General features: G+C 61.1%; 23 protein-coding genes and 1 pseudogene. 3 read left to right on the forward strand and 21 right to left on the reverse strand.

Annotated elements, in window-relative coordinates:
* Positions 1 to 16: 16 nt before the first annotated feature.
* The 3 genes from AC244_RS23760 to AC244_RS23770 all read right to left on the reverse strand — a co-directional run bounded on the left by AC244_RS23760 (position 17) and on the right by AC244_RS23770 (position 3,199).
* Positions 17 to 847: a carbohydrate ABC transporter permease gene (locus AC244_RS23760; RefSeq protein ID WP_053251334.1), complete on the reverse strand. Its 831-nt coding sequence runs from the start codon at positions 845 to 847 to the stop codon at positions 17 to 19.
* On the reverse strand, positions 847 to 1,755 hold the full coding sequence (locus AC244_RS23765) for a carbohydrate ABC transporter permease (protein WP_053251293.1): 909 nt from the start codon (positions 1,753 to 1,755) through the stop codon (positions 847 to 849). Before AC244_RS23765 ends, AC244_RS23760 begins: the two co-directional genes overlap by 1 nt.
* Before the next feature lie 82 nt (positions 1,756 to 1,837).
* The gene (locus tag AC244_RS23770) at positions 1,838 to 3,199 is read right to left on the reverse strand and encodes an extracellular solute-binding protein (RefSeq protein ID WP_053251294.1); all 1,362 of its coding nucleotides are present in this window, start codon (positions 3,197 to 3,199) and stop codon (positions 1,838 to 1,840) included.
* A 294-nt stretch (positions 3,200 to 3,493) separates the two neighbouring features.
* On the opposite strand from AC244_RS23770, the gene AC244_RS23775 reads away from it, so the two are divergent.
* Together AC244_RS23775 and AC244_RS23780 are read left to right on the forward strand one after the other, a co-directional pair.
* Complete coding sequence (locus AC244_RS23775) at positions 3,494 to 4,534, forward strand: LacI family DNA-binding transcriptional regulator (protein WP_053251295.1); 1,041 nt, start codon at positions 3,494 to 3,496, stop codon at positions 4,532 to 4,534.
* A 10-nt stretch (positions 4,535 to 4,544) separates the two neighbouring features.
* Positions 4,545 to 6,476, forward strand: a complete 1,932-nt coding sequence (locus AC244_RS23780) for a DUF5054 domain-containing protein (protein WP_053251296.1) — start codon at positions 4,545 to 4,547, stop codon at positions 6,474 to 6,476.
* Positions 6,477 to 6,533: 57 nt separating this feature from the next.
* Here AC244_RS23780 and AC244_RS23785 read toward each other — a convergent pair whose 3' ends face one another.
* The 3 genes and pseudogenes from AC244_RS23785 to AC244_RS35625 all read right to left on the reverse strand — a co-directional run.
* Positions 6,534 to 7,982 carry an MFS transporter gene (locus AC244_RS23785; RefSeq protein WP_053251335.1) on the reverse strand — a complete coding sequence of 483 codons (1,449 nt, stop codon included), beginning with the start codon at positions 7,980 to 7,982 and terminating at the stop codon, positions 6,534 to 6,536.
* Between the two features lie 320 nt (positions 7,983 to 8,302).
* Positions 8,303 to 8,767, reverse strand: a complete 465-nt coding sequence (locus tag AC244_RS23790) for a GNAT family N-acetyltransferase (protein ID WP_053251297.1) — start codon at positions 8,765 to 8,767, stop codon at positions 8,303 to 8,305.
* Between the two features lie 344 nt (positions 8,768 to 9,111).
* Positions 9,112 to 9,532: pseudogene (locus tag AC244_RS35625) on the reverse strand (NAD(P)H-dependent oxidoreductase); the annotation flags it as partial.
* On the opposite strand from AC244_RS35625, the gene AC244_RS38265 reads away from it, so the two are divergent.
* Entirely contained in the window at positions 9,440 to 9,889 is a 450-nt protein-coding gene (locus AC244_RS38265; protein ID WP_234717013.1) for a hypothetical protein, read from the forward strand. The pseudogene AC244_RS35625 and the gene AC244_RS38265 sit on opposite strands and share 93 nt — an antisense overlap.
* Before the next feature lie 144 nt (positions 9,890 to 10,033).
* On the opposite strand, the gene AC244_RS23805 is transcribed toward AC244_RS38265, so the two are convergent.
* From AC244_RS23805 to AC244_RS36670, 15 genes are all read right to left on the reverse strand, one after another.
* Entirely contained in the window at positions 10,034 to 10,966 is a 933-nt protein-coding gene (locus AC244_RS23805; protein ID WP_053251299.1) for a substrate-binding domain-containing protein, read from the reverse strand.
* 517 nt (positions 10,967 to 11,483) lie between these two features.
* Positions 11,484 to 12,110 (reverse strand): hypothetical protein, encoded by a 627-nt coding sequence (locus AC244_RS23810; RefSeq protein WP_053251300.1) that lies wholly within the window; start codon positions 12,108 to 12,110, stop codon positions 11,484 to 11,486.
* 190 nt (positions 12,111 to 12,300) lie between these two features.
* Positions 12,301 to 13,392, reverse strand: coding sequence for an ABC transporter ATP-binding protein (locus AC244_RS23815; RefSeq protein WP_053251301.1), 1,092 nt, complete (start codon positions 13,390 to 13,392; stop codon positions 12,301 to 12,303).
* Positions 13,393 to 13,395: 3 nt separating this feature from the next.
* The gene (locus AC244_RS23820; protein WP_053251302.1) at positions 13,396 to 14,442 is read right to left on the reverse strand and encodes an NAD(P)-dependent alcohol dehydrogenase; all 1,047 of its coding nucleotides are present in this window, start codon (positions 14,440 to 14,442) and stop codon (positions 13,396 to 13,398) included.
* 17 nt (positions 14,443 to 14,459) lie between these two features.
* Positions 14,460 to 15,281, reverse strand: a complete 822-nt coding sequence (locus AC244_RS23825) for a carbohydrate ABC transporter permease (protein WP_053251303.1) — start codon at positions 15,279 to 15,281, stop codon at positions 14,460 to 14,462.
* Complete coding sequence (locus tag AC244_RS23830; RefSeq protein ID WP_053251337.1) at positions 15,281 to 16,141, reverse strand: carbohydrate ABC transporter permease; 861 nt, start codon at positions 16,139 to 16,141, stop codon at positions 15,281 to 15,283. Before AC244_RS23830 ends, AC244_RS23825 begins: the two co-directional genes overlap by 1 nt.
* 101 nt (positions 16,142 to 16,242) lie before the next feature.
* On the reverse strand, positions 16,243 to 17,520 hold the full coding sequence (locus AC244_RS23835) for an ABC transporter substrate-binding protein (protein WP_053251304.1): 1,278 nt from the start codon (positions 17,518 to 17,520) through the stop codon (positions 16,243 to 16,245).
* Positions 17,521 to 17,755: 235 nt separating this feature from the next.
* Positions 17,756 to 18,640 carry an AraC family transcriptional regulator gene (locus AC244_RS23840; RefSeq protein WP_053251305.1) on the reverse strand — a complete coding sequence of 295 codons (885 nt, stop codon included), beginning with the start codon at positions 18,638 to 18,640 and terminating at the stop codon, positions 17,756 to 17,758.
* A 227-nt stretch (positions 18,641 to 18,867) separates the two neighbouring features.
* A complete protein-coding gene (locus AC244_RS23845; protein ID WP_053251306.1) occupies positions 18,868 to 19,206 on the reverse strand; it encodes a slr1659 superfamily regulator in 339 nt (112 codons plus the stop codon).
* A 13-nt stretch (positions 19,207 to 19,219) separates the two neighbouring features.
* Positions 19,220 to 19,780, reverse strand: coding sequence for a slr1658 superfamily regulator (locus AC244_RS23850; protein ID WP_053251307.1), 561 nt, complete (start codon positions 19,778 to 19,780; stop codon positions 19,220 to 19,222).
* Between the two features lie 4 nt (positions 19,781 to 19,784).
* Positions 19,785 to 22,145, reverse strand: coding sequence for a SpoIIE family protein phosphatase (locus AC244_RS23855; protein WP_053251308.1), 2,361 nt, complete (start codon positions 22,143 to 22,145; stop codon positions 19,785 to 19,787).
* Positions 22,142 to 23,284, reverse strand: a complete 1,143-nt coding sequence (locus tag AC244_RS23860) for a class I SAM-dependent methyltransferase (protein WP_053251338.1) — start codon at positions 23,282 to 23,284, stop codon at positions 22,142 to 22,144. The genes AC244_RS23855 and AC244_RS23860 overlap by 4 nt, the downstream gene beginning before the upstream one ends.
* Positions 23,285 to 23,313: 29 nt before the next feature.
* On the reverse strand, positions 23,314 to 23,832 hold the full coding sequence (locus AC244_RS23865) for a hypothetical protein (protein ID WP_053251309.1): 519 nt from the start codon (positions 23,830 to 23,832) through the stop codon (positions 23,314 to 23,316).
* 141 nt (positions 23,833 to 23,973) lie between these two features.
* Positions 23,974 to 25,653, reverse strand: coding sequence for a putative bifunctional diguanylate cyclase/phosphodiesterase (locus AC244_RS23870; RefSeq protein WP_053251310.1), 1,680 nt, complete (start codon positions 25,651 to 25,653; stop codon positions 23,974 to 23,976).
* A 322-nt stretch (positions 25,654 to 25,975) separates the two neighbouring features.
* Positions 25,976 to 26,338, reverse strand: a complete 363-nt coding sequence (locus AC244_RS36670) for a hypothetical protein (RefSeq protein ID WP_152976074.1) — start codon at positions 26,336 to 26,338, stop codon at positions 25,976 to 25,978.
* Between the last annotated feature and the right edge of the window lie 11 nt (positions 26,339 to 26,349).

The raw sequence follows: 26,349 nt of genomic DNA on the forward strand, positions 1-26,349 counted from the left end.
GAGACTGGTTTTCCGATTACGACTTGATGCCACCGAAGAACCGGAAACCGAACTTCCAGTTCACGAAGAGGTAGAGTGCGATGACGGGGAGCGAGTAGATGAGGGAGTAGGCGGCCAGCAGCGTGACGATCGGCGTGCCGGCCTCCGAATAGAAGGAATAGATGGCGACCGATGCGGGCATCAGGCTGTCGCTGCGCAAGAGGATGAAGGGGATCAGGAAGCTTCCCCAGATGTTGACGAAGGCCCAGACGACGACGACGACGATGCCCGGCCGGATGACCGGCAGCGCGACATCGAAGAATGCCTGAAGCGGCGAGGCGCCGGCAACCATCGCGCTTTCTTCATAGGAGCGCGGGATGGCGTCGATGAAATCGCGCAGGATGAACATCGCCGTCGGCAGCAGGCCGCCGGCAAAGACGAGAATGACGGCCAGATGCGTGTCGATAAGGCCTGCGGCCGAAACGATCAGGAAGATCGGAACCATCGCGGCCGAGCCCGAGACCACCGACGAGAACAGCAGAAGCACATAGGTGACCGCGCTCTTGCCGGGGATCGAAGAGCGGGACAGCGCGTAGGCCGCAAATGTTGCCGCCGCGCCGACGAGGACAACGCCGCCGAAGGCCTGCACCAGGCTGTTGAACAGCGCCTGCATGGCGAAGGTGTTCTGAAACACCGTCGTAAAGTTGGCGAAGGTAAAAGGGGCCGGAATGGCAAGGCCGAGTTCGGCGCGGGCGTTGAACGGCGCGAAGAAGAACCAGACGAGCGGCAGCGCGAAGAGGGTGCCGAGCAGGGCGGCAACCACGGAAAAGCCCATGCGGCGGATGTAGATACGGGAAGAGAACGGCATCATTCAGCCTCCACAGGCTTCTTGTGGGCGAGCCTCAGATAGACAAGCGCGAAAGCCAGATTGATGAGCATGATGACCACGCCGACGGCCGCGCCCTTGCCGAACTCGAAATCCTTGAAGGCGATGCGGTAGGTGTAGATCGACAGCAGTTCGGTCCTATAGGACGGCCCGCCGTTGGTCAGCAGGAACGGCGTGAAGACGTTGAAGGTCCACATGGTGATCAGGATCAGATCGGTGACCACATGGCCGCGGATGAGGGGCAGGGCGATATCGCGCAGCTTCTGCCAGGAAGTGGCGCCAGCGACGTCCGCCGCCTGGAAATAGCTCGGCGGGATCGACTGGAATGCCGAGTTGAAAAGCATCATCGAGAAGGCAGCACCCCGCCAGGTGTTGAAGAACACGATGACCCAGAACGGTTGCTGCAGCAGCCAGTCGCCCGGCGGCAGGCCGAGCCCACGCATGATCATGTTCAGCGTGCCGTTGTCATAGTCGAGAAAGGCGAACCAGGCGAAGCCGATGACCACTTCCGGCAGGATCCAGGCGGCAATGACGGTCGTCTGCAGGAAGGACTTGATGCTGGGCGAGACGGTCTGGCTGAGCCAGGAAAGGATCAGTCCCAGCAACGCCTGGCCGATGAGCGCCGACAGGAGCACGAACTGGATCGTCAGGATCAGCGAAAAGCCGAACTGGCCGCGGGCGAAGAAGGTGGCTGGATTGAACAGCGCAAAATAGTTCTGGAGACCCACGAAATCCGGATCGAGCGCGGTCCGTCCAAGCAATGTCCTGTTGGTGAAGGAAACGAAGATCACCCAGAAGAACGGGATGATGACGAATACACCGACCAGTGCCGTCGCGGGAGCCAGAAACAGGGCGCCCGCCCGCGTGGACAGCAGCGAGAATTTCTTCATGCGTTGAGTTTCCCTTGGGCGAGCGAAGCGGCTCGGCGACATGACCGGCCGGCCGGGAGGCCGACCGGCGATATCGGCCCGGTCAGAGACGGCTGACCGTGTTTTCTTCGCCGACGATGGCAATGACGGCTGCCTTGTACTGGGCCATCGCGTCTTCCGGCGACAGTTCGCCCGAGACGACGCTTTCCGTCATGCGCTGGATCTCGGTCGAGACCTTGTTGTAGTTGGCGTCATTGGGGCGTGCGGTGGTGATCGGCAGCAGCGCCTCGGCGGTTTCGGTCAGGAAGGGCGAGTTGGGGATCGCGACGTCGTTGCGAATGCGGATCGCCGGCTGGATCTCCTGGAAGGCGGTGAGCTGCTCCTGGCTGTTCATGAACGACAGCAGCTCCCAGGATTCCTTCGGGGCGTCCGTATGCGGGTTGATGACGAAGCCGGTGCCGCCGGACATGGTGACGAAGTCCTGGCCGCGCAGGCCCTTGCCCGGCTGCACCGCCGGCATCTTCTTCCAGGTCATGACGTTGTCGCGGTCGGCGACTTCGAATTCTGCGCCAGGTTTGGTGACCGAGCGATAGAACCAGTCGCCCTCCACCAGCATGGCGGTCTTGCCGTCGCGGAAGTTGGCGAAGGTGCGATTGCGCCCGTCGGCCAGCAACTGGGCGCGCTGATCGCCGAGCTTGTCGTCGACATAGATTGTCTTGTAGAGCTTCAGCGTATCGAGGATGCCCTGGCTGGAGACGATGTATTTGCCGGCATCGTCGGTGACCTGCTCGCCGGTGCCGAGCAACGCCATCCAGTAGCCCTGCATGGTCGTGGCCTCGCCCATGGAGACGCCGGCATTCAGCTGCAGCGGGAAGGAATCAGGCGCGGCCGCCTTGATCTTGCGGGCGGCGTCGAGCAGTTCGTCCCAGGATTTCGGTTGCCAAGCAGCCGCGTCGAGGCCGGCCTTCTGGAACAGGTCCTTGCGCACGAAGATCATGCGCGCGTCGGTGCCGAGCGCGATGCCGTAGGGTTTGCCCTGATAGCTCATCAGCGCCTTGGTGCCGTCGGAGATATGGCTCCAGCCTTCCCAGGCATTGACGTCGGCGCCCGCCACTTCCTCCAGCGATTTCAGCAGCCCGCCCTGAACGAAGCTCGGGATCAGGAAGCCGTCGAACCCGGAGACATCCGGGCCGGCGCCGGTCGAGAAATCAAGCGCGAGCTGCTGTGTCAGCTGCTCGTCCTCGCCGCCGAACTGGTTGAGCTTGACGGTGACGTCCTTGCCCTCGGCCTTCATCTTGGCGGTGAAGGCCGGGATGACCTTGGTCTCGATCCACTCGGCCATGCCGCTGTTGACGCCGCCGACGACGCATCGGCAGGTGATGTTGAGTTCGGTCGCCATCGCCGGCCCGGACAGGGCCATGACGGCTGCCGCGCTCAGCAAATAAGACTGCATCTTTCTGCGCATTGAAACTCCTCCCACGGTGGTCCGGTTCTCGCCGGACCGTTTCGGCTGCGGTGCATCGGGATGGGAATTGGACCTCCTCCAGCCGTTCCCATCCGTCTGGGCTTAACAATGAACACGCTTTCATTTTTGTCAACACGCCTTCGGGAGGAATCTGATAAGGGCAGACTTCCGTGCCCGTATGACGTGGAAATTCGGCGCGAATAGCCTGTTTTCGATTGATGTCTTGACGAATGCGCGGCGATTGGTGCAGGTTGATTTGAACACGTTTTCATTCTCTGCGCCGAGCACGATCCCATGAGCGAGAAACCCGACAGGAAAGCAGCGCGCGCCACGGCCGATCTGGTGGCGCGGGAGGCCAATGTCTCGCGCGTCGCCGTCTCGCGCGCCTTCAATCCGAATGCTTCACTGAAGCCGGAGAAGCGCGATCGCATCCTGAAGGTTGCGCGCGAACTGAACTATACGCCTGACATGGCCGCGCGCGCGCTGGTGACCAGGCGGTCGCATCTGGTCGGCATGATCGTTCCCGATGTCTGCAGCCCCTGGGAAAGCCAGGAGATCGACGCCCTGACGACGGCGCTGCAGGCAGAGGGCTTCGCGACGCTGCTGTTCAAGGCGAAGGCTGATTTCAGCATGGACCCGATGCTGCTCACTTATATGCGCGGCTTCAATCCCGATTCGGTGATCGCCTTTACCGAGAATATCGAGCCGGCTGTTCTCAGCAGCTTTCTCGATCGTGCCGTCCCGATCTACGTGATCTATGACGATGCCGATGCGTTTTCCGGCAAGGCGTCCGAAACGCTCTATGACCGGCTTCTCGTGCGGCAGAAGGACGGCATCGAACAGGCTGTTGCCTTGCTGCAGGGCTATGGCGTCCGCCGCATCGCCTATCTCGGCGGCAAGAAGCAGTCCCTCGCCAATACCGAACGCGAACGGATGATCGCGCAGGTGCTTGCCGACCGCGGCATGGCGCCGCCTGTCACCGTTCCTGGCGATTATACCTACGACACGGCCTATCGCTCGACGCTTGATCTCTTTCGTGTCGGTTCCGGCGCAGACGCGATCTTCGCAGCCAACGACGTCGGCGCGTTCGGCGCGATCGATGCCCTCAGGCACGAACTCGGGCTTTCCGTGCCTGATGATGTCAAGGTCGTCGGCTTCGACGATATCCCGCAGGCGCATTGGAAGAGCTACAACCTGACAACCGTCCGCATCGACCTCGACGACCGCGTTCGCGCCCTCGTCCGGCTGATCCTCAGACGCCTCAAGACACCGGATGCCGACCCCCTGGTCGAAACCCTGACCACCCGCCTCGTCGTTCGCGGCACCGTCGGCTGAATGGAACAACATGACAGAAAAGCGCGTGCATCTGGTCTTCAAGACCCATCTTGACATTGGCTTCACCGACCACGCGGAAAAAGTCCGCCGCCAATATCATGAGCGGTTCATCCCCCAGGCGATCGAGACGGCCGAGCATTTTTATGCCGAGGATCCGCAGGATCTGAAGTTCGTCTGGACGACGGGCGCCTGGTTGATCTGGGATCACCTGATGTCGCGTTCGGCGGCGGAGGTGAAGAAGCTCGAACGGGCGATCGATCTCGGCCTGATCCGCTGGCACGGGTTGCCGTTCACCACCCATACCGAGTTGATGTCGCCGGAGCTTTTCCGCGCCGGCCTTTCCTATTCGCGCGAGCTTGACCGGCGGTTCGGCAAGAGGACGATCGCGGCCAAGATGACGGATGTGCCGGGGCATACGCTGGGTATGGTTCCGCTTCTCGCGGAGGCCGGCATCCGGTTCCTGCATCTCGGCGTCAACCCCGCGTCGCCACCGCCCGAGACGCCCGACATCTTTCGCTGGCGAGCGCCCGGCGGAGCGGAGATCGTCGTCATGTATCAGCGATCCTACGGCGAAACCTATTTCCCCGCCGGTTTTGCCGATGGCTTGAGCTTCGCCCATACCAGCGACAATATCGGTCCGCAAAGCGTGCCGCAGACAGCCGAGGTCTATCGCGAGATGCGCCATCAGCACCCGGATGCGACAGTCCGGGCGGCAACGCTCGAAGACTACGGCGCGCTCGTCTGGGATGCGCGGGAAGCCTTCCCCCTCGTCGAATACGAGCTTGGCGACAGCTGGATCCACGGCAGCGCCTCCGATCCGATAAAGACCGCCCGCTTCCTCGCGCTCCAGCGGCTTTACGACCGGTTCGCGGCGGAAGGCTTGACCGCCAGCCGTGTCGCTTTTGGGCAGAAGCTGACAATGGCCGCGGAACACACCTGCGGCGTCGACATCAAATCCTATCTGCGCGATGACAGGGCATGGTCCCGTCCCGACTTCGAGACGGCCCGCAAGAGCGACCACCGCTTTGCCTATACCGAAGCCTCCTGGAGCGAGCAGCGCGCCTACCTTGATGACGCCCGCGCGGCGCTCGACGGCGCGGACGCGGCGGCGGCCGATGCCGCCTTGGCCGAATTGGCCGTGCCGGCCCTCATGGCCGGGGGAGACAGGCGGAGCAGTCTTGCATGTGGCGGCTGGTCGATCGAACTTGGGCCTTCGACGGGCGACATCCTGTCGCTGACGTCTCCGTCCGGGCGGTCTATTGCCGGCCGTTCCGGGCCGTTGATCGCCTATCGCTACGAGAGCTACGACGCCACCGACGTCAACAGGCACATGGACACCTACCTGACGCATCGCCAGGAATGGGCGATCCTCGATCACGACAAGCCGGGTCTTGCCCGGTCCGGCGCGGCGCTGTCCCAGGTATTTGCGCCGATCTTGCAGGCGGCGGATGCATCGGGCGTGCTCATGTCCATGCCTGAGCAGGCGGTCGCCCAATACGGCGCGCCGAACCGTGTGGCTCTCGCCTTCTCAGGCGAAGGCGATACGCTTGAACTTCGCCTGACCCTGCACGCAAAAGCTGCCAACCGCATGCCCGAGGCGAGCTTCCTCTCCTTCACGCCTTCGGGCGACGTCGCGTGGAGCCTGCGCAAGATGGGGCTCTGGCACAAGTCCGGCCACATTGCCGCCGGGGGCGGCGCGCAACTTCAGGCGGTTACAGCCGTCAGAGGCGATCTCGCTTCAGGAGAAAAGTTGTCCATCGAGCCGCTCGACACGCCGCTGGTTGCGCCTCAATCCTGCGACTTCATGACCTTCTGCAAGACATTGCCGGATTTCAATGACGGCGTTCGTTTCAACCTCCACAACAACAAGTGGGGAACGAACTTCCCGATGTGGTGGGAGGGCGATTTTTCCGCCCGCTTCCGTTTGAGATTGGAAGACTGACCGTGAAGCGGGCCACTGCGGTCCGCCTCACGCTCAATCGCGGTCCAATTGAAGTCGCTATGTCGCGTGTGTATTCCTCGAATGTCCTGAGACTTCGGCACCCGCGTCCCGCGGCAGGCCCAGAAAACGCAGCGTCGAGAGAATGCCGATCGTCGCGATGACAAGAAATGCCCAGCGGAAATCAGGCAGCGTCGCTGTCTCGCCGCCGCGAAACGCCTGCGACAGGTTGAGAACGGCGGCGGCAACGGCAACACCCATAAGCATGGCGACCTGCTGGAGCATGCTCGACAGGGTCGAAGCCGAGCTGCGCTGGCTCGCATTGATGTCGGCAAAGCCAAGGGTGTTGAGTGCCGTAAACTGCATCGAGCGGAAAAGCCCGGCAGCAAACAACAGCAGGAGCGTGAGCAGCCTGGGTGTATCTGTCGACAGCGTTGCGCAGGCGCCGATCGCCAGTGACGCGAGCAGGCCATTGCCGACGAGGACGGTGCGGAAGCCGAAACGACGCAGCAACGGCGTTGTCACCGACTTCATCGCGAGATTGCCGGCGAAGTAGGCAAGCACATAAATACCGGTCTGGATCGGATCGAGGCCGAACCCGACCTGAAACAACAGCGGGATCAGAAAGGGCGTCGCATTGATTGCGACGCGGCAGGCGGTGCCGGCCGACAATGTCGACATCGCAAAGGTCTGAACCTTCAAGGTGGAGAGATCGAGCAGCGGATTGGCGATCGCCTTGAAGTGCCGTGTTGCCATCACCCCGACGGCCGCACCCGTTGCCAGCAGCAGGACGATCGCCAGCGCATTGGCTGTGCCGTGCACGAAAGCCTCGAGGCCGGCCAGCACCAGGGTGAGGCTGGTCGACGACAGTAGGAAGCCCTTGGTGTCGAGGCGGCGCGCCTCCTCCTCACGCTGGTCCGGAACGAAGCGCAGTACAAGCGCAAGGCCGACCAGGCCGATCGGGATGTTGATCAGAAAATTCCAATGCCAGCTGAACCACGTGGTGATGACGCTGCCGAGCAACGGGCCAACGACTGGGGCGATCAGCGCCGGCCAGGTGATGAGCGCGATCGCGCCGACAAGCTCCGACTTGCGGGCGTTCTTCAGGACGATGATCCGGCCGACTGGCGTCATCAGGGCGCCGCCGATGCCCTGCACGGCGCGGGCGACGATGAACTGGCCGAGGCTCGCAGACAAGCCGCAAAAGAGCGACGCGAGCGTGAAGATGGCGATCGCGACGAGGAAGACGTTGCGCGCTCCAAAGCGGTCGCCGAGCCAGCCGGAGAGCGGAATGAAGGCCGCCATCGTCAGCATGTAGACGGTGATGCCGATGCTCATGGCGACGGGTTGCACGCCGAAGGAGATTGCCATCTGCGGCAAGGACGTGATGACGATTGTTCCGTCGAGCATCTGCATGAAGAAGGCGATGGCGACGACCAGCGCGACGATGCGGGAATGGCGGGTCGCAGATGCGCCGGCAGCGTCCGTGCCGTTCGGGATCGCGGTCATCTGGTCACCGCCGACCTGCGTTGCAAACAGGGGTGCGGCCATCCGGCACGGAAGGAGGCGAGAGCACGGTTGCAGTGGGTATCATCGGGATGCTTCAGAACTGATCACGGTATTCCCGACCCACACCTTGTCAGCGCGGATCGGCGAGAAAAAACGCAAGGCCGCGTTACGGATTGGCGTCGGCGTCCTTGTATGCCTCTTCAAACAGGCTTGTGTCGATCCATTTGTCGTAATCGACGGAGCCTTCGAGAAGTTTCGCTCCGGATGTGACTTCTCTTCATCCTTCGCTGCGCGAGAGCGACTCGTACGAAGATTCCCGCTCAGGTCATGTGAAAGTCGACGGCGACCAACCGAAAACCGAGATGCGCGGCGACCCGTTGAGATGCGGCGTTGGCCCATGCGGTACTGTAGAAAGGCGTAGCGCCGTGAGCGCGGACCTCCCGGGGCCATCGCGCGACGACGTCGAGTGCATAGCCATTGCCGCGAAAATCCGGGTGCGTTTCGACGCCGGCGCAATGCACGGTGTTTGATACGCGAACGCTGCAGCAGAGCGACACGGCCTTGCCATCCAGAACCTTGGCGAAAAAGGGTTGTCTATGTGGGACGTCAGGCAACCAATCCTGGAAATGCGCATGAAGCAGTTCGGCATTGCCATTTGTGATGCGCGCCGGTTCTACCGCCGGCGGGCCGGGTTCAACGGCCACGTAGGCCGGTCCGGACCAGATCTTTTCGACCGGCTTGTGCCGGCTCAACAGATCGAGATAGCAGTCATGCAGGGCAGGCAAGCGGTTGAATGCCGTTTCGGGCTTCTCCGCGCGGCATAATTGTCCGAGGTCATCGACAAGCTGCCCCGGAAGATCGGCATGGCAGCGAAAGATCGGCCCTTGGCGGGTTCGCATGAGGTGAAATCGCGGCGGCGGGCTTGCATCCCATTCGTTGGTGGAAAGAAGCCGGCCTTTACCGTCGGTGCGATAAAGCGTGTCCATGCGGTCTTCAAGAAGACGGAGATTGATGTCGGCAACGGGCAACATGACCCGACTGTGTACATCTCCTGCGTGCGGCGCAACGGCCACCCTTGGAAATCATCGCTGCGCACCTGTCGAATGACGGCCGCAATCGAAAGGTCGCGCGCCTCGCCTTCCTTACGCTCGCTGTAGCGATCCGTCAGATAGGCCGAGGCGTCGCGGGCCAGCAGCGTGAATTTGATGAGCTCCTCGCAGACATCGACGACACGGTCGTAACAGGACGAGGGCTTCATCCGGCTGTCGGCGTTGAAGGATTGGTTGCCGCCGGAAACTTCCATGATGGCAAGGGTCTTGCCCAGCGTCGGCCGAGCCGAGCCGAGCGACAGCGGTATCCAATCGATCTGCGCCTTCATGATGTCGTGCCCCTCCGGGCCTGCCCCAGACCTGGCCCTCCAACCATTCCGAGCGGCGGCGCCGTTTCTGGACTTTGTCGTGATCGACGGGAGCGCTATCCGCAAGCGGAAGCCCCTCCGGGTCGAAGATGCGGACTTCTGCGCCGAAATGTTCCAACAGACGGCGCACTTCGGTTCCCGGGCGAATCTGCTCGAGAGACGCATCGGCCTCTGGAAAATCTCGCGATCGTTTCCAATATCTGAAAGGTCATCTCAACCTGCTTTGATGTTGGAGGATCAGAGGCAGATGGATCGATATTTCCGTGACTTGGCAATCGATGAAGATCAACTGAAAATGCTCCAGCGCGTGTTCCGACACGCCTGCTTCAGCCACGAACTGGAGCCTGATAGCGAAGAGGCGGATAGGCTTGGCGCCTCGATTATCCAGATCTATCAGCGCGGCGTTCGCAGCGAGCTTGCGCTCATGCAGATGCTTGGCGGCGACGATCGGCGCGTGGACGTGAAGGACCGGGATTCGGCTCCGAACTGACATGGAATGGGGCTCGCTAACCTGCGAGGCGGTGCCCTTCGGCGACGAAGGTCGGCAGGTGCCAGTGTAGTGGGAGAGATAGGCCACGGACGTTGCCGTCCATGGCCCTCCGCTCATTTGGAGACGTCAGGGTTCAATCCGGATTTACTGGTTGGCCTTGGCATAATCCTTCATGTTCTGCGGCGTCACCAGTTCGAAGGGCACCCAGATATGGCGCTCGGTCTTTTCGCCGCGCGCCAGCGCCACGGCCGCATCCATGGCGGCTGCCCCTTGAGCGACGGCATTCTGGAACACCGTTACGTCCAGATCGCCTTGCGCCATTGCGGCAAGCCCATCCGGCGTCGCATCGATGCCGGCAACAACCACTTTCGACATGTCGACACCGGTGGATTTCATCGCCTGGATTGCGCCGATCGCCATCTCGTCGTTGTTGGCGATGACGGCGTCAAACCTGGTGCCCGCCGACAGCCAGTTCGTCATAATGTTGGTCGCCTCGAGCCGATCCCAATTGGCGCTCTGTTCTTCGATCACTTTCACGCCCTTGCAATCGGCGCTGGCGATGACGTCGTGGATGTCCTTGGTGCGCGTCAGTGAGGAATGATTGTTCAAAGGCCCCATCAGGACGAAGAGATCGCCTTTGCCGCCGAGCAGCTTGCAGACTTCCTTCGTCTGGATCGTGCCGGAGTCCAGCTCGTTCGAGCCGACGAAGGCGGCCGTTTCCGGCAGGCTGTCGACATCGGCGGGTGGATGGTTCGCATACACGACCGGGATCTTGGCTTCGCTTGCCAACTTGGTGATGGCCGGCGTGCCGTCGCCGTCGACGGCAACGACCACGATGGCATCGACGCCCGCCGAGATCAGGTTCTGCACCTGATCGAGCTGCCGGCTCGGATCGTTCTGTGCATCTTCGACCTGGACGGTAACCTTGGCGAGCTCGGCGGCGCGCCCCTCCATGCCGCTGCGCAGGATCGTCAAGAAGGCGCTGTCGGAACGGGCAATCGCAATGCCGATATTCTCGGCATGTGCCGTCGTTGCCGCCAAGGCGCAAACGGCCGCAGAAATCAGAAATCTCTTCATCTCAGTCCTCTCCCTTGGTCCGAGCGAGTATGTGTCGCTCGGAGAATGTATGTTCTGATTTTTTAGTAGATCAAACATTTATTCCATTATCAAGGCGCTTGGCCGAACCTTGACGTCAGGCCGGGCCGAGACCGCCCCGATCCCGCCGATCAGAAGCGCGACCGGCACCGAGATCCACGGCAACGCGCTGGATCGCCGTGTTCGATTGTCGCATGAGCTTGAATGGGAAAGGGACGATGCCGTCGATATGGCTGCGCCTAGAGCGCTTCCGGTTTAGACGGAGTCGCAGAAACGCTCTATCTCTTTGTTTTTACGCTTTTCCTGGAAAGGCTCTACCCCTTTGCAAACAAAGCCACTTAACCGTGGAAAAGCCAATGGCTCGCCACCCCTGCGCCGCGGTCGCGAGCGGACGTCGTTCAACGATAGCAATGGGACCGCGTCTACCTGCCGCACGGCAAACCTGACCCTCGGCATCTACGAGATGCCGTCCGCCGTTCGGCAGGGCACGCTGTTGCGGTCAGTTCGCAGCGAAGCAGTAAAATAGACCGTCGCCGCCCGTTCCCTTGAAGGCTTCCTGGGTGCAGCCGCCGCGCGTCGCATGCGACGCGTTCCAGGACTTGGCCTCGGCGCTGTCGTTCAGGCCGGTTCGGTCGCTGTGGCCGACTATAGCCGCACCGTCGGTCCCGCTCAGGGTCCAGTTGCCGCAGGTTTCCGGCGCGGCCGTGCCGTCGGCCTTGGAGCCGGTGAGAATATCGTGACGGTTCGGCGTGTCGCCGCGCCCGTTGATGACCTCGCCCTTCTCGTTAAGCGCGGTCTGCTTCGTCAGGTTGTTTTTGTCGCTATGCAAGGAGGCGACATCGTCGGCGATCTTTTCACCCTTGGCGTTGTACCAAGGGCCGGCGCCGATGCGATCTTTGGCGTTTTCAGCGTCGGTGGACAGGTAAGCCTTCCAGGTCTTGCCGGTCGAGCCACCCGCCGAGGCGAGCGTGTTGCAATAGGCGTCGGCGCCGGCAAGGCCGCCAAGATCGCCGCCCTTGCCCGGGTTTGCGCTGGTGACGAAGAAACTCATTGACGTGTCCTGGGCGTATGCCCCGACGACTGAACAGGCCAAGGCGGCCGCGACAAGTAGAAGTCTGCGTTTCATGGCGTTTCCTCCCGGTGTGATTGAACCGCAGAAGGCTATGGCACAGATGGGGGCGAGTAAAATCGAAATCGCGTGAACGCCGGTTCGTCCCTTGGGCGCTCTCGACCCTGGTTTGGCAAAGGAGGAGCGCGCCCCGTGACCATTCGGGGCGTCGAGTGATAGAAGGGACCTCGCTTAAAAGCCGGCGGCTTCATGCTTTCAGCAATGACAGTCCATTTGATTGATCGAAGAGATGCAGGCTCTCTTCACCGATCGTGAACGCAACCTGATCTCCCGGTTTCGGACAGGCGCTGGCCTTGACCAGGGCGCCGATCTCCTTGCCGGCAAAGAGGAATGTCACCAAGGCGTCGTTGCCGTGAAATTCGACGAGATCGGCAACACCGGCGACCACGTTGGCTTGATCATCCGCCGATGTCGCAATTTCCAGATCGGCCGGACGAAAGCCGAGCACGACCTTCTGGCCCGGGGTCAACGCGAACCTTGTGCCTGCCGCATGGATATTGCAACCGGCGCCACGAAGCGACCAGCCGCCGTCTACCTTTTCCGTCGTTACGTCGATGAAGTTCATGTTCGGCGTGCCGATGAAACCGGCGACGAACAACGTTCGCGGGCGATCGTAAATTTCGGCTGGTGTGCCCACCTGCTCGATCGCACCGCCCTTCATCAGCACGATGCGGTCAGCAAGCGTCATCGCTTCCAACTGGTCGTGCGTGACGTAGATCGTAGTGGTCTTCAGTTTCTGATGCAGCCGCGCGATCTCGACGCGCATGTGGTTTCGAAGCTTCGCATCGAGATTGGAGAGAGGCTCGTCGAAAAGAAACACGCGTGGCGTCTTGATCATCGCACGCGCGATGGCGACGCGCTGCTGCTGCCCGCCCGAAAGCTCCGTCGGCTTGCGGCCCAGGTAGGGGTCAAGCCCCAGTGTCGCTGCCACCGCCCGAATGCGTTGCTCGATCTCAGGCTTCGGCACTTTCATTCGCTTCAGTCCGAAAGCGATGTTGTCGTAGATGGTCATATGCGGGTAGAGCGCATAGTTCTGGAACACCATCGCAACACCTCGGTCGCGGGGCGGCAGGTCGTTGACGGTACGACCGCCGATGGCGACTTTGCCGCCGGAAATATCCTCAAGCCCGGCGATCATCCTGAGGAGCGTGGACTTGCCACAGCCGGACGGACCGAGAAAGACAATGAATTCGTGGTCCGCGACGTCGAGGTTGAAGTCCGCAATGACGCTGACGGCGCCGTATTGCTTGTCAACGTTTGAACAGACGATATTCGCCATGGCTCATTCCTTCCCGCTGTCGATGAGGATCTGCAGCTTGATATCGGAGGGCCGCGCAGCGGCCGCCCGCTCGAAGGCAGCGATGCTGTCCTGGAAGCGGAATGTCTCAGTGATCAGTGGCTTGAGGTCGACTTTCCCAGACGCAATCAGTTGCAGCGCCCGATCGAAGATGTTCGCATAGCGAAACACCGTTTCGACCCGGACTTCCTTGGAGATTGCACCTGGTACGTCAAAGGCGACCGCTTCAACCGGCAGCCCGACGAGAACCAGGGCTCCGCCTGGCCGGACAAGATCGAAGACGCCTGAGAAGGCCCTAGCGCTGCCGCTTGCCTCAAATACGATATCGGCCCCCCAGCCGCCGGTCTCCATGGCGATGGTTTCGACGAAGGGATGCTCGGCGATATTGACAGGTGTGATGCCCGGATATTGTCCGGCAATTGCGAGTTTCTCCGCGCTGAAATCCGAGATGAAGACGCGGCTGCATCCACCTGCGAGCGCGGCGAGCGCAACCATGATCCCGATCGGCCCGCAGCCGATGACCGCGGCGACATCTCCCGGCGCGATGCGTGCCCGTGCAGCCGCCTGCATGCCGATGGCGAAGGGTTCGACCATGGCGCCCTCGGCGAAGGAGACGTTTTCCGGCAGTCTGTAGGTGAAGGCGGCGGGGTGAACGACCTGCGGCGTCAAGACGCCGTGGATTGGCGGCGTCGCCCAGAAGCGCACGTTCGGATCGACATTGTAGAGGCCGAGTTTGGAGGCTCGGGACGAAAGATCCGGCACGCCCGGCTCCATGCAGACGCGGTCGCCGACCTTCAGGTTGCCGACATTGCCACCGATTTCGATAACGATTCCGGCTGCCTCGTGGCCGAGCACCATAGGCTCGCGCACGACGTAGGGCCCGATCGCGCCATGGGTATAGTAATGTACGTCGCTACCGCAGACGCCGACGGTATGAATGGCGATCTTGACGTCGTCGGGACCGAGTTCGAGGGGGAGTTCGATCTCCCTCAGCGACAGGACGCCCTTCTCTTCGAGGACCAACGCTTGCATGAATGCTTTCCTTGTTGTCACGATGTCTTGCGCTTGAAGGCGCTGTTGAGCATGCCACTCAGCACTCCAATGAAGAGGAGTGGTGGTATGGAGAGAAGAACGACGGAGGCATTGAGGATGCCCCACGGCACGTCGCGACCAAGTTGGGTCAGTTCCGACGCGACGATCGGCAATGTTTTGGCATCCGATGTCGTCAGCATCAGCGCGATCAGAAACTCGTTCCAGACGAGCACGAAGGCAAAGGCGACCGCGCCAATCAGTGATCTGAGCGCTATCGGCAGGGCGATCAGGAAGAAGATCGCATAGGGTCCGTATCCATCGACCCGCGCCGCCTCCTCGACCTCTTTCGGTACCCGTGCGAAGGCCGGAACGCTGAGCCAGATGACGGTGGCGAGCGTCAAAAGGGTGTAGGTGACGATCATCGAGAGGCGCGTGTCGTAGAGGCCGAAGTCGAGCCAGATGACCATCAGCGGGATAGCGATCGCCACCGGCGGCAGGAAGCGCAGCGAAAGCACGAAGAACTGGACGTCGCGCGACCAGCGATTGGGATAACGCGCAATCGCATAGGCAGCGGGAAGACCCAAAAGCGCGCCGATCAAAACGGATGCGCCCGAGATGATCAGCGAGTTTATCAGTCCGGCAAAGACGCTCTCGCGGCCAAGCACATAGGCGAAGTTGTCAAGCGTCGGCGTGAAGATGAACAGCGGTGTCGGGGTGACGATGTCGACCCGGTTCTTGAAAGCGTTGAGCAATGTCCAGAAGACGGGGAAGACGGCGGAGAACGCGGCCACCAGGAGAAGAATGCGGCCGACGAGGCGGCCCAGCTTGCGCGCGCTCATCACTGAACCCTCTTCCAGATGAAGGTGAAGACGATGGACGTGGCAATCATCATCAGGACGGCCATGCTCGATGCGTAGGAAATTCGTCCGGACTCGATGAAGCCTTGCGAGAAGGCGTACATGTCGAGCGTTTCCGTCGTGATGCCGGGTCCACCGCGCGTCATGACGTAGATCAGATCGAAGGCGCGCAGCGACTCGATCATCTTGACGAAGGCCAGCGAGATCAGCGGCGCCTTCAGCATCGGAATGGCGATGTGAGTGTAGGTTTCCCAGGTGCGGGCATGGTCGAGGCGTGCGGCTTCGAAAGGTTGCGGAGGCAAAGTCTGCAGAAGTTTGAGCACGATGACCGAGAAGAACAGCCCCCATTGCCAGACGTCGACCAGGGCCACGGTCGCAAGCGCGGTTGCCGGATTGGACAACAGGTCGAGCGGCTGGCCGGTGATGGCCTTGTAGGGGTAGGTGGCAATGCCGTAGAGCGGATGAAACGCAAACTTCCAGACAAAAGCCGCCGAGACACGCGGCAGGATCACCGGCATCAGAAAGAGCAGGGCTAGGATGTTCCGCATGCGCGGCGAGGCACATTCGAACAGCAATATGCCGAGGCCGACTGCAACGATCAACGTCATGCCCACCGTCACCGCTTCCCATGTCAACGACACACCGATCGCGTTGATGAAGCGACGGTCAGAGAAGAGATCGATGTAATTGGCGAGGCCGACGAAGTCGCCATCCGGGCGGCTCAGCTCTCGGTTCTGCAGCGAGATGTAGATCGCGTAAACCGTCGGAACGAGCGCGAGTACGGCCAGGATCATCATGGCCGGCGTCAGGAAGATGGCCGGCAAACTGTTTTTCTGCTTCATGAGGTAGACATCCTGCGGCAAGGCGCGGGTGCGCTTCCGATGGGCTGGGACGTCTCCGGCAAGAGGGGCATCTTGCCGGAGCGATCGGTCGTGCGGGGCCACTATTGGCTGCGCGCCACCAGGTCCTTGGCAAAGCCGTTGAGTTCGTCGAGACCGTCCTTGATGTCGGTGCGGGTGCCGGTGATCAGCTCTTCCAGGATGATGCCCCAGCGGTCGCCGAGGTCGGGCCATTGCGGGTTCTGCCAGAAGTTGACGGCGGTGACCTTGCCCGTATCGGCCAGCGCCTGGCCGAGATCCGGTCCGTAGAGTTCGGCGAACTTCTTGCTCGTCATGATGCTGGTGCGGTTGAGTTCGCTGAACTGATTGGCTTCAAGCCTCCGGCTCTCGTTTTCTTTCGACGTCGCCCAGGCGATGAACAGACCGGCGCAGGCCTTGGAGATCTCGTCCTTGTTGGCCTTTGCGCCGATCGCCAGACCATGCCCGTATCCACCACCAGTCAACGGTGCCGGCGGCGGTAGATAACCGACCTTGCCGGCGACCTTGGACGATTTGGGATCGATCGCCATGCCGACAAGCGGCGTGGATTCGATCAGCATTGCCACCTGTCCGGAAGTGAAGGCGCCGACCGCCTCATCCCACCCACCAGTCTGGCTGCCGGGCGCGGAATACTTGAAGAGCTCTAGGTAAGTCTCGGTGGCCTTCACCGCCTGTTCGCTGTCGAAGACAGGCGTCTTGCCGTCAAACCAGTTTCCGCCGAAGCCTTTGAAGAAGGGCATCCAGCGCCACACATTCGCGCCGGAGCCCCGCTGGCCGCGAAGGGCCGTGCCGTAGATGCCCTGGTCGGGCTGGTTGAGCTTCTTCACCGCGGCGATGTATTCATCAAGCGTCTTCGGCGGCGCTATGCCTGCCGCTTCAAGCAGGTCCTTGCGGTAAACCATGAGGTCGCCGCCGCCGGTGATCGGAGCAAACCAGACTTTGCCGTCATAGGTGGCGACTTTCTGGCGACCCGGATCGAAGTCGGCGTAGTCGTAATCCGCGGGATAATAGTCCATCAGCGGTGCGACCCACCCGGCCGAAGCGAACAGCGCGACGTTGGCCTCGTCGATGTAGTAGACGTTGTATTTGCCGATCGTCGAAGCGTCGGCCTTCGTCTTCGCGCGGCGATCGTTTTCGTTGAGGTAGTCGATCTCGAAAGACGCCCCACCGCTGAGCTTCTCGAACTCGGCCTTGTAATCCTCAAGCAATGTCAGGCCGTCGCGCGGCTGGGCGAGCACTTTGATCGTGTCCGTGCATTCGGCGGCGAGTGCAATAGTGGATACGGTACTGGAAAGAAGGCATGCGAAGGCGATGCTCGAAACGAGCGTTCTGGCTTTTCTCATGTGATGGACCTCCCCAAGGTCATAACGCGCGCCGGAAACTCCTCAGATCAGGCACGTGTCTCTTTGATAGCGAACCGTTTCGCTGGTCACCATCATAGGCGCTATCGACAGGTGAACTAGCGCCCGCGATGCGTCTAATCTATACTTTAATGCGAAATATGTGAGAAAATACCCCGTCTAGGCTCAAGACCAAGCATTGGTTCATTGTTCGTAGGGTTGCGGCGGAGAGGAGAGCTCAGCCGCGCGAGGTGCGGCGCTGCCCCGTCAAACGGCGGTACGCTGAGGGTGTCATCCGGTGATGACGCAGGAAGGTCCTGTTGAAGTTGGAGATGTTGAGATAGCCAACTTCGAAGCAGATGTCGGTAATCGGCATATCGCTTTCGGCGAGTAGCTTGCAGGCCTGCCAGATCCTCAGCTTGTTGACGTGGTCGGTGAAGCTGTTGCCGGTATTCTTCTGGAAAAAGCGCGAGAAGGCCGTATCGCTCATTCCGGCCATGGCTGCGACATCGGTCAAGTGGATGTCGGTGGCGATATTCTCGTAGATGTAGGCCAGCGATCGACGGAGCACGTCGAGCGATTCCGCGTCCAGCTTAGGCGCAAATTCGGGCGACGACAGCACCTCGTGCTCCGGCGTGTTGACGAGAAGGTCAAGCAACTGGACGAACAGAGAAAGCCGTGACAAGCCCTTGACGCTGCCCATGCGCTCGATCAGTTCGCCGCCCTTGGCGCGTGCGTCTCCATGAAAGACGAGTCCTCGCTCCGCTCGCGCGAAGAAATCCTCGAGCTGTGCGAATTCGGGCAGGGCGCCGGTGATTTGCCGAATCCGGTCGGGATGAAACTGGATGACGATGTCACGGCCTTCGATCACCTCGCCGGGCGCCGTTGCCGTTACCCAATCATGCGGAAGATTACTGCCGATGACCGTCAGGTAGCCCGGTGAGAACTCCCCGATGTGGTCACCGACGAATGCCATGCCCGTGGATTTCCGCAACAGGTGGATCTCGATCTCCGGATGGAAATTCCAGACGTTGCGCTCCCAGGGGTAATCGTCCAGACGCCAAAGAAACGTCTCGTTGACATCGGTGACGATGTGCTCGAACGTCGGCGAATTCGCTGCCATGGACGCCGACTTTGCGCTTAAGGCGGCTCTTGGCGAAACAGATTTCCGTTTTCTTGCGATGCTCATCTCATCGCTCCGACCGGTCTGCCGTGCATCGGGGGATGATGGCCGCCCGTCCCGTTGTCCTTATCGGCAGCGGCGAATGAACGATCGACCGGAAAGCACCGGTCGATCTTGTCAGGTGACGTCGGGCAGGTCCCCTGTTCGCCATTGTGCCGGCGTCAGCCTCAGTTCAGCCTGAGGTCGATGCCGGGGTGAAGCTTCTTGAGATTGGGCAGCGACTTCGACTGCCACGGGATCTCGGAGGTTCCGCGCACCGTCAATTGCACGTTCGGCCGGTTGCGGGCCTCGATCGTCAGTTTTGCGAGCAGGTTGATCCCCGACGAGTTCAGGAACTGCAATTCCGCCAGGTCGATCGTCATGCGGTCGGGCTCGGCCTCAAGCACGCCCATGGCGAGCGAGAAGATCGGGGCATAGGCTTCCGTGCCGGGAAGCCGCATGGTTCCCTCGAAGTGGATGTCGTTGCCCTCGGACCAAACGCGGTAGTCCTCGTCCTTGATTTCCATATTCACCTGCTCATCAGTTCGAGATATCGGGGACGGGGATCGAGGCATAGGTCTCGAGCGCAATGCCGCCGCCGTCGCCATTGGGTCCGAAAACCCACGCGAAACGAACGCCATAATCGCTCATGAGTGTTAATAGACCAAGTCCAGATCCGCTTTTGCCGGTACCAATTGCGTTGGCTTCAATACGTTCGATCAGGAGATCGCCCGGATCGCCCGTGGTGATCTCGGACAGCAGATCCTGGAAGCGCGCCGCAGTCTCGCCATCGACGAAGTTCGACACCTTCGCACGGAAATTGCTGTCGTCGATAGAGGCCTCGACCACGATGCCGCCCGCGGCACGGAACTTGACCGCGTTTTCGACCAGCTCATTCGTCAGATAGCCGATGTTGTGGCGGACTTCCTTGTAGGCATTGCGCGAGGCGCGGTAGCGCATGGCGATCAGCTCGGCGACAAAATCCGAGGCGAGGGCGCAATGTCTCCAGCTTAGATTGAGCTGGCCGTCGTACAGGCGCAGCCGCGTCACGCTCTCGTTGGCGCGCCTGGTGAGGTCCGCCGGTCCGTACAAAGTCGTCATCTGCTCACCTGTGTCTCATGACGACGAGCGTAATGTCGTCGTGTATTTTCTGCTTGCCGATATGCGCCATCAGGTCCTCGATGATACCTGATTTCGCATCTTCGGCGCTGCGTCCGTAAAATTGCCGGGCACTGTCGCAAAGCCGCTCAATGCCGAACAGCTCGCCAGCGGCATTTTCCGCTTCCGTCACACCGTCGGTGTGCAGAATGATCATGTCGCCGCGGGCAAAGGCCACTTCGCGCGTGGCGACGAAACGCGAGATGTCCGATTCCAGGCCGATCGGCAGGCCGAGATCCAGCGTATCGATGCGCTCCACCTCTTTATTGTTGCGAACGACGATAAGCTCCTCGTGCTGCCCGGAAAGCGTCAGACGGCCGCCCTCATAGTCGAGGAATGCGAGGGAAAGATGCTTGTTGGTGTTGGTGCGCACGATGTTCTTGTAGATCGCGCGATTCAAGCGGTTGAGGAACTGTGAGGGATCCATGTCGCCGGCTTCCTGCAAGGCGCGCGCGACCGACTGGACCATCAGCATCAGCACGCCGCTTTCAAGGCCGTGGCCGGTGACGTCGCCGATCCCGATCTTCAGCCGCGCGCCATCGCGCAGGACATCGTAATAGTCGCCGCCCACTTCGTCGGCGGGGCGCATATAGGCGGCAATTTCCAGATCTGCGATCTCGTCAAGCTCGCTGACCTTCGGCAACACCATCATCTGGATTTGTCGGGCGACCGCCAGCTCGGCACCAAGCCGCAGGTTCTCGCTGCGCAGCTGCGCGTTCAAGGCCGAGATCTGCTGATTGGCTTCCTCGATCTGCTTCGTGCGCTCTTCGACGAGGTGCTCAAGGTTTTCGGTGTGGAAGCTGATTTCCTCGGCCATTCGATTGAAGGCCGTGCCTGCTTCGCCCACCTCGTCGCGCGTCGAGATAGGCACCCGGACCGAATAGTCCTTCGCCTGAATGCGCTTGGCGGCGCCGGCAAGCGCACTGATGCCGGCGGTCACGCGCTTGGAGATACCGAACACCGCCGCCGTCACGAACAGCAATGACGCAAGCAGCGCCAGGATCTGATAGGCCAGGATGCGGTTGGCCGCCTGCGAGATGCCGGATTGCGCTGCAAACAGCGAGGCATAGATTTCCCGCTCGGGGACGACGATGCCGAGCGACATGGTCTCCTTGCGCACTGGGCCAGACACCCAGAAATTCTCCGCCTGCAACTGCTTCAGGAGAACGAGATAGGGCACCTTCTCGCCGGCTTCGTCGAGCATGACACGCTGGATCACGCCGTCCTGCCCCAGCGGCAATTGCGCGATGGCGGCTTGGGCACTCTTGCGCAGCGAGCGGTCCGCACCGGTCACGCCCTGGGTGCCGGTATCGCTTGACGTCTGCAGGCCGATCGTCTTTTCGCCGGCCGGGTTGATAGCGAGCACGTTGCCGTCGGACATCGCCAGGAAGCCGAAGCCGGTCTCGGCGACCTTGACGTTCTGCACCACCTCGGCCAGCTGGTCGAGCGTGATATCGGTTCCGGCCGCTCCGGCGACACCCTTGCGGTCGCGGGTCCAGAGCGGCTGGAAGAAACTGACGATCAGTTTCCCCGTGGCGGCATCCGTATAAGGTGCCGTTTGCGTGCTATCGGCTGCAACGGGCCTGAGGCTCGGATCCTTCGCCCATCCCTCCCAGGACTCGTAGAGGCCGGGGAAGAAGAAGTTCCAGAAGTTGGCCTCGTTGTGACCGGGGTAGAGACGGTCGAACGTCTGCGCCTGATCGGCATAGGGCGCCATCCGCAAGATCGGCCGCTCCTTTGGTCCGACGTAGTACATCTGCAGTTTGGAGCGGCCGTGCGCAAGCAGGGCGGGAGCAACCAGATCGAGAACGGCGCTGTTCTCGATATCGGTCTGCACCTCGGGTAGCGGCCGGTGGTCGGGGCCAAGGAGATAGCTCCAAACGCTGACGCTCGAGAGCGGTCCCGGAAGGTTCTGCGCCCATCCACCTTTGGAATCGTAAGCCACGGTAACGGATTCTGGTGCGTGCCGCGCCAGTGCCTCTCCGACGTCGGACCTGCGCACGGGGCGGTCGATCTGCGCCTGGAGCACGCCCGCGAGCGTGGCGACGTCGGCGTGAACCTGGCCGAGCAGAAGATCAACCCGCGCGGCCGTCGATTCCGCGTAGGTGAGCATGTAATCTTCGTTTGCCTTTTGCAGGCCCTGCCCGACCTCCGTCGTCGCGTCGCGCGACAATCTTTGAACGTTCCAGAGCGCCAGGCCGCCTGTTAGCAGGAGGTCGAAGAGCACGGCGCTGCCGACGACCAGCACGAACTTGGCGCGAAAGGATCTCAAACCGAACCGGGGACGTTGGACATTGCTTTCGCTCATAGTGGTTTGCGCCCGGACGCTGCCCAGATCGGCCAGCCTGCATAGCCCTTCGGATGCAGTGCCGCGAAGATGTGATCCCGGAAGCCCTGGCGAAAACGGTCAATGAATTCGGGCGCTTCGCCGTGTCTCGCCGCCATTGCCGCAAACATCTTCTCCCAGCCGGCGATGACGTCGGCGAAATCCTGTGGGGCACCGTCCAGATTGGTGACCATGAAGGATTCGACCAGGATGTCGTCGAAGCCCGCGTCGGCGAGATAGCGGCGGCTCTTTGGCCCTAGTTCCACATCCATCTCGAAATGGCTCAAAAGCCTCGCGAGCTCATTGTAGGTCCATTGGATGCTTTGCGCCCGTGGCTCGCCGAGGCAGTGCGAGTTCTTCTCGTTGGTGATGTAGACGCGGCCGCCCGGCTTCACGATCCGATAGAGCTCCTTGAGAAGCAGCTCCGGCTGATTGAAGATCTGCAGCGAATGCCGGCAGGTCACGAAGTCGAACTGGTTGTCCTCGAGTAGCATCTCCGACGCGTCGCCGTAGGTATATTCGATACCCGTCACGCCGAAGTCCGCCGCCACCTTGCGGGCATAGGCGAGGCTCGGCTTCGAGTGGTCGAGAGCGACGATCCGCGCCGGCTGAAACTCCTTCTGCGCGAGCACGGCGAAATCGCCGATGCCGCAGCAGATGTCGGCCATGGCGATGCCGGGCCGCATGCCGTGGCGCGGCAGGATCGAACGCTCGTGGCGCCAGGTCATTTTCGTCTGCGCGCGGAGGACAGGAATGAAGCTCGTGTCTTCGACGAAGCTCTGCCCGGGGTAGAACGTCGAATCGTAGACCTCGACGGTAATCTGCGGTTCGATCTGGTTGAGATGTGCGAACATCCGCGTGGTCCAGCCGACGACGCTCGACGTCACGATCACCACGCGCAAATCGGCGCGTGCGCGGCACGCATCGAGGGCAACCCGCACGAAGGCGTGGAAGGCGGTGTTGTTCATCTGGATCAGGCGTTTCACGTCGACGTAGAGCACGCCGCGTACGTCGTCGATCGCCTGCTTGAGCATGGCAATGCTATCGGCGATCTCGTCGACCGACCTCGGCCGGATGATGCCGGCGAGCGAAAACACCTGGCTGTTGGCGTCGAACGCCATCTTGAAGTTGGGGGAAAGGCCTGCGACGCTCAACTCACGAGCCCTTCCAGCGGCAGGTCGACGATCAGTGTCACTGCGGGCGACGTGTTTTCCTCGATGCGGATGCTCGCATCGAAATTGATGGCGAGATCAAGAAGGATGGATTCGCGGCTGGGCGCCATGTCGGTCGAGATGGCATCGAGATAACGGGAATGCGCATCGCTGCGATCGATCTTCGACACGGCCTCACGGTAGAACGGAATCTGTCCGGGCGGGCAGGGAAACGTGATCTGAACCCGTTCCGTCGGCCCGTTTCGATAGATCGCGAGGCCGATGTGACCGCTGGACGAGCCGCCGCGGAAGGAAACCTCGAGCAGTTCGTTGAGCGCCGAGGAGAAGAAGTTCGAATGCCGCACCGGATCGGCCCTGTTGTGGCTGATCATGCGGGCCAGATAGGTGGAGAGATGGTCGCAATGCTGCCACTCTGAAAGAAATGTACCCATCTCCATTTCGAACTGGAGCAAGGGCTCGAAAACCGCTTCAGCTGGAACACTGCTGCCGACATCCATGCTGTTTTGTCCTCCATCTGTGGAACTTTGCCACTGCCCACAGGCACTTCTAAACTGATTTACAAGGCACGCAAACTTCTAAGCGGTCCGGGCGGCTTTAGCGCCGTCGGCCGACCCGACCGTTGGCATGTCCCAGCTGTGCTACGAAATTTCCATTGTCGCTGACTGGCGCAAATAATTGTCGATCGCGTTGGGCGGCATGGGAACGCCGAGGAAATAACCCTGCAAGCGATCGCAGCCTTCGCGCTCCAGCCACAGGGCCTGGGCACGGGTTTCGACGCCCTCCGCGGTTACCGCCATTCCCAGACCGTGCGCGAGCGCGATGATCGAGCGGACGATCACCTGGCTCTTCTCGTCGTTCTCGAGATCCTTGATGAAGTAGCGGTCGATCTTGATCGTGTCGAACGGGAAGTTCTTGAGATAGCTCAGCGACGAATAATAGGTGCCGAAATCGTCGAGAGAAATCTGAATACCGAGCACATTCAAGGTGTTGAGTGTGTCGAGATTGTTGGTGGTCTTTTCGAGAAGAACCGATTCGGTAATTTCCAGTTCGAGCCGATCTGCCCGCAAGCCCACCATATCAAGTGTCTGCGACACGCGATCGGTGAAACCGTCGTGCAGGAACTGCGCCGGAGACAGGTTGACGGCCACAGTGAAATGCGAGGGCCATGTGGTTGCCTGCCGGCAGGCCTGCTCCAGCACCCATTGGCCGATATCGCTCATCAGCCCATCGGCCTCGGCCATCGGCACGAAGACATTGGGCGGAATGATGCCTACCAGCGGATGACGCCACCGCACCAGAGCCTCGAAGCCGACGATCTCAAAGGGCGGTCTGACCAGCGGCTGGTACTCGATGGAGAACTGGTTTTCCCGGAGTGCAGTGCGCAGGCTCCGGCGCAGCATTTCCCGTTGCTCAAGGACGATCAGCATCGAGCGGCTGAAGGTTTTGGCGCGGCCCCGGCCTTCCTTCTTGGCTGCATAAAGAGCGATGTCGGCAGCCTTCATCAACTGTTCGCCCTCGTTTCCGTCGGGCGGCGCAATGGCAATGCCAATGCTTGCACCGACAAAGGCCGAGATGCCGTCGACCGTGAAAGGTTCCTTGAAAGCATTGACCACCGCTTCGGCCAAGCGCTCGGCTTCCATGGGCTGATCGGCGTCGCGCTGGATGATCGCGAATTCGTCTCCCGCAAGCCGGTAGGCAACCTCGCCGTCGCGCAACACGCTGCGGATACGCTCGGCTGCCATCCGGAGCACTGCGTCGCCAGCGCCGTGTCCGAGCGTATCGTTGATCGGCTTGAAGTCGTCGAGGTCGATCTGCATCAGCGCCGGCTTCTTCTCATGGATCGCCGGCAATACGCTTCGCAGGTCATCGCTGAACTGGCGACGGTTGGGCAAGCCGGTCAGGGCATCATGGGTCGCCTGATGAAGCAGTAACGCACGTTCATTCTCGCCCTGGCTCGCGACTTCGCGTCTCACCGATGCCCCATCCGTCTCTATGACGCCGACGCCGTTCCCAGCGCGAAAGAGGAGCAGGGTTCGTCGTGAACGATTGGGCCCGTCGATGATTTCGATGCTGCGGGGAACGCCATTGGCAAGAACGGATTCAGCCATTGCCTTCGAGGCCGGTTCCAGCAGTTCGGGGTAGACATGCCAGAGCGTCGCATCGACCAGTCCGGCCACCTCGTAGGCCCGTTGAAGAGCAACCGAGGATCCCACGAGATGAAGAGCCTCGTCATAGACAGAGATGACTTCGTCCGTGTTGCCAAGGACGGTCTCGTCCACGGAAGATGCAGCAGACAACGTCGAGTCAGTGCTTGACATCCTACCCTTTCCCTTTCCGTTGCGGTTTCGTTTGAACCGCCCGCGAGCATCGCTCGAGCTATCCAAGTGGCGAGAACGGTGTCGCGCTCTAATTCAGTCGGTCCTCATGCATAGCTATCGCACAGTCAATGCTGCTCGCAAGTGGTGTGGCCGGTCATCAAAGCCAGTGGTTCGGACTGCGTGTAAAGGCACCAGCGTCTTCCCTGCCCGGTTGCAATTTTGCGGCCCTTTCTATCACTTGCGGACGGCGCAGGCAATTTTTGAGCGACTCGGTGAGCATAGCGATATCTAGCGATCTGATGGCTTTGCTCATCTGTCATGGCTAAAATAGTGTTATCTTGCCAACAGCGGCGATCGTCAGCATTAACCATTTTTGGTTGGACGGGCATGACGCCCCAAAGGCTTGGCGCATCGAGCAAACGCCTGGCACCTCACGCATTCGATCGGTTTTCGCAGAAGGCAGCGAAACGCCCTCACTAAAGTCATAACCCCAGGTTATGCCGCTCTGCAATTTTTGTCGTCTGCCGAGCCGGCGCCGAATCGTTATGGTGATCCATAACAAAAGAACGGGAACGACTGTCGTTCGCCCCCGCGGCGCACGGCAAACATCAAACACATTCAGCGACAGGACGCGGCCTGCCCGGCGCAGGGTCGATCCGTGCCTGCAATGGAGCGAAATCGTCATGGATGGCGCTG

This window comes from Ensifer adhaerens (genome assembly GCF_001270265.1).
GTDB classification, from domain to species: domain Bacteria; phylum Pseudomonadota; class Alphaproteobacteria; order Rhizobiales; family Rhizobiaceae; genus Ensifer; species Ensifer adhaerens_B.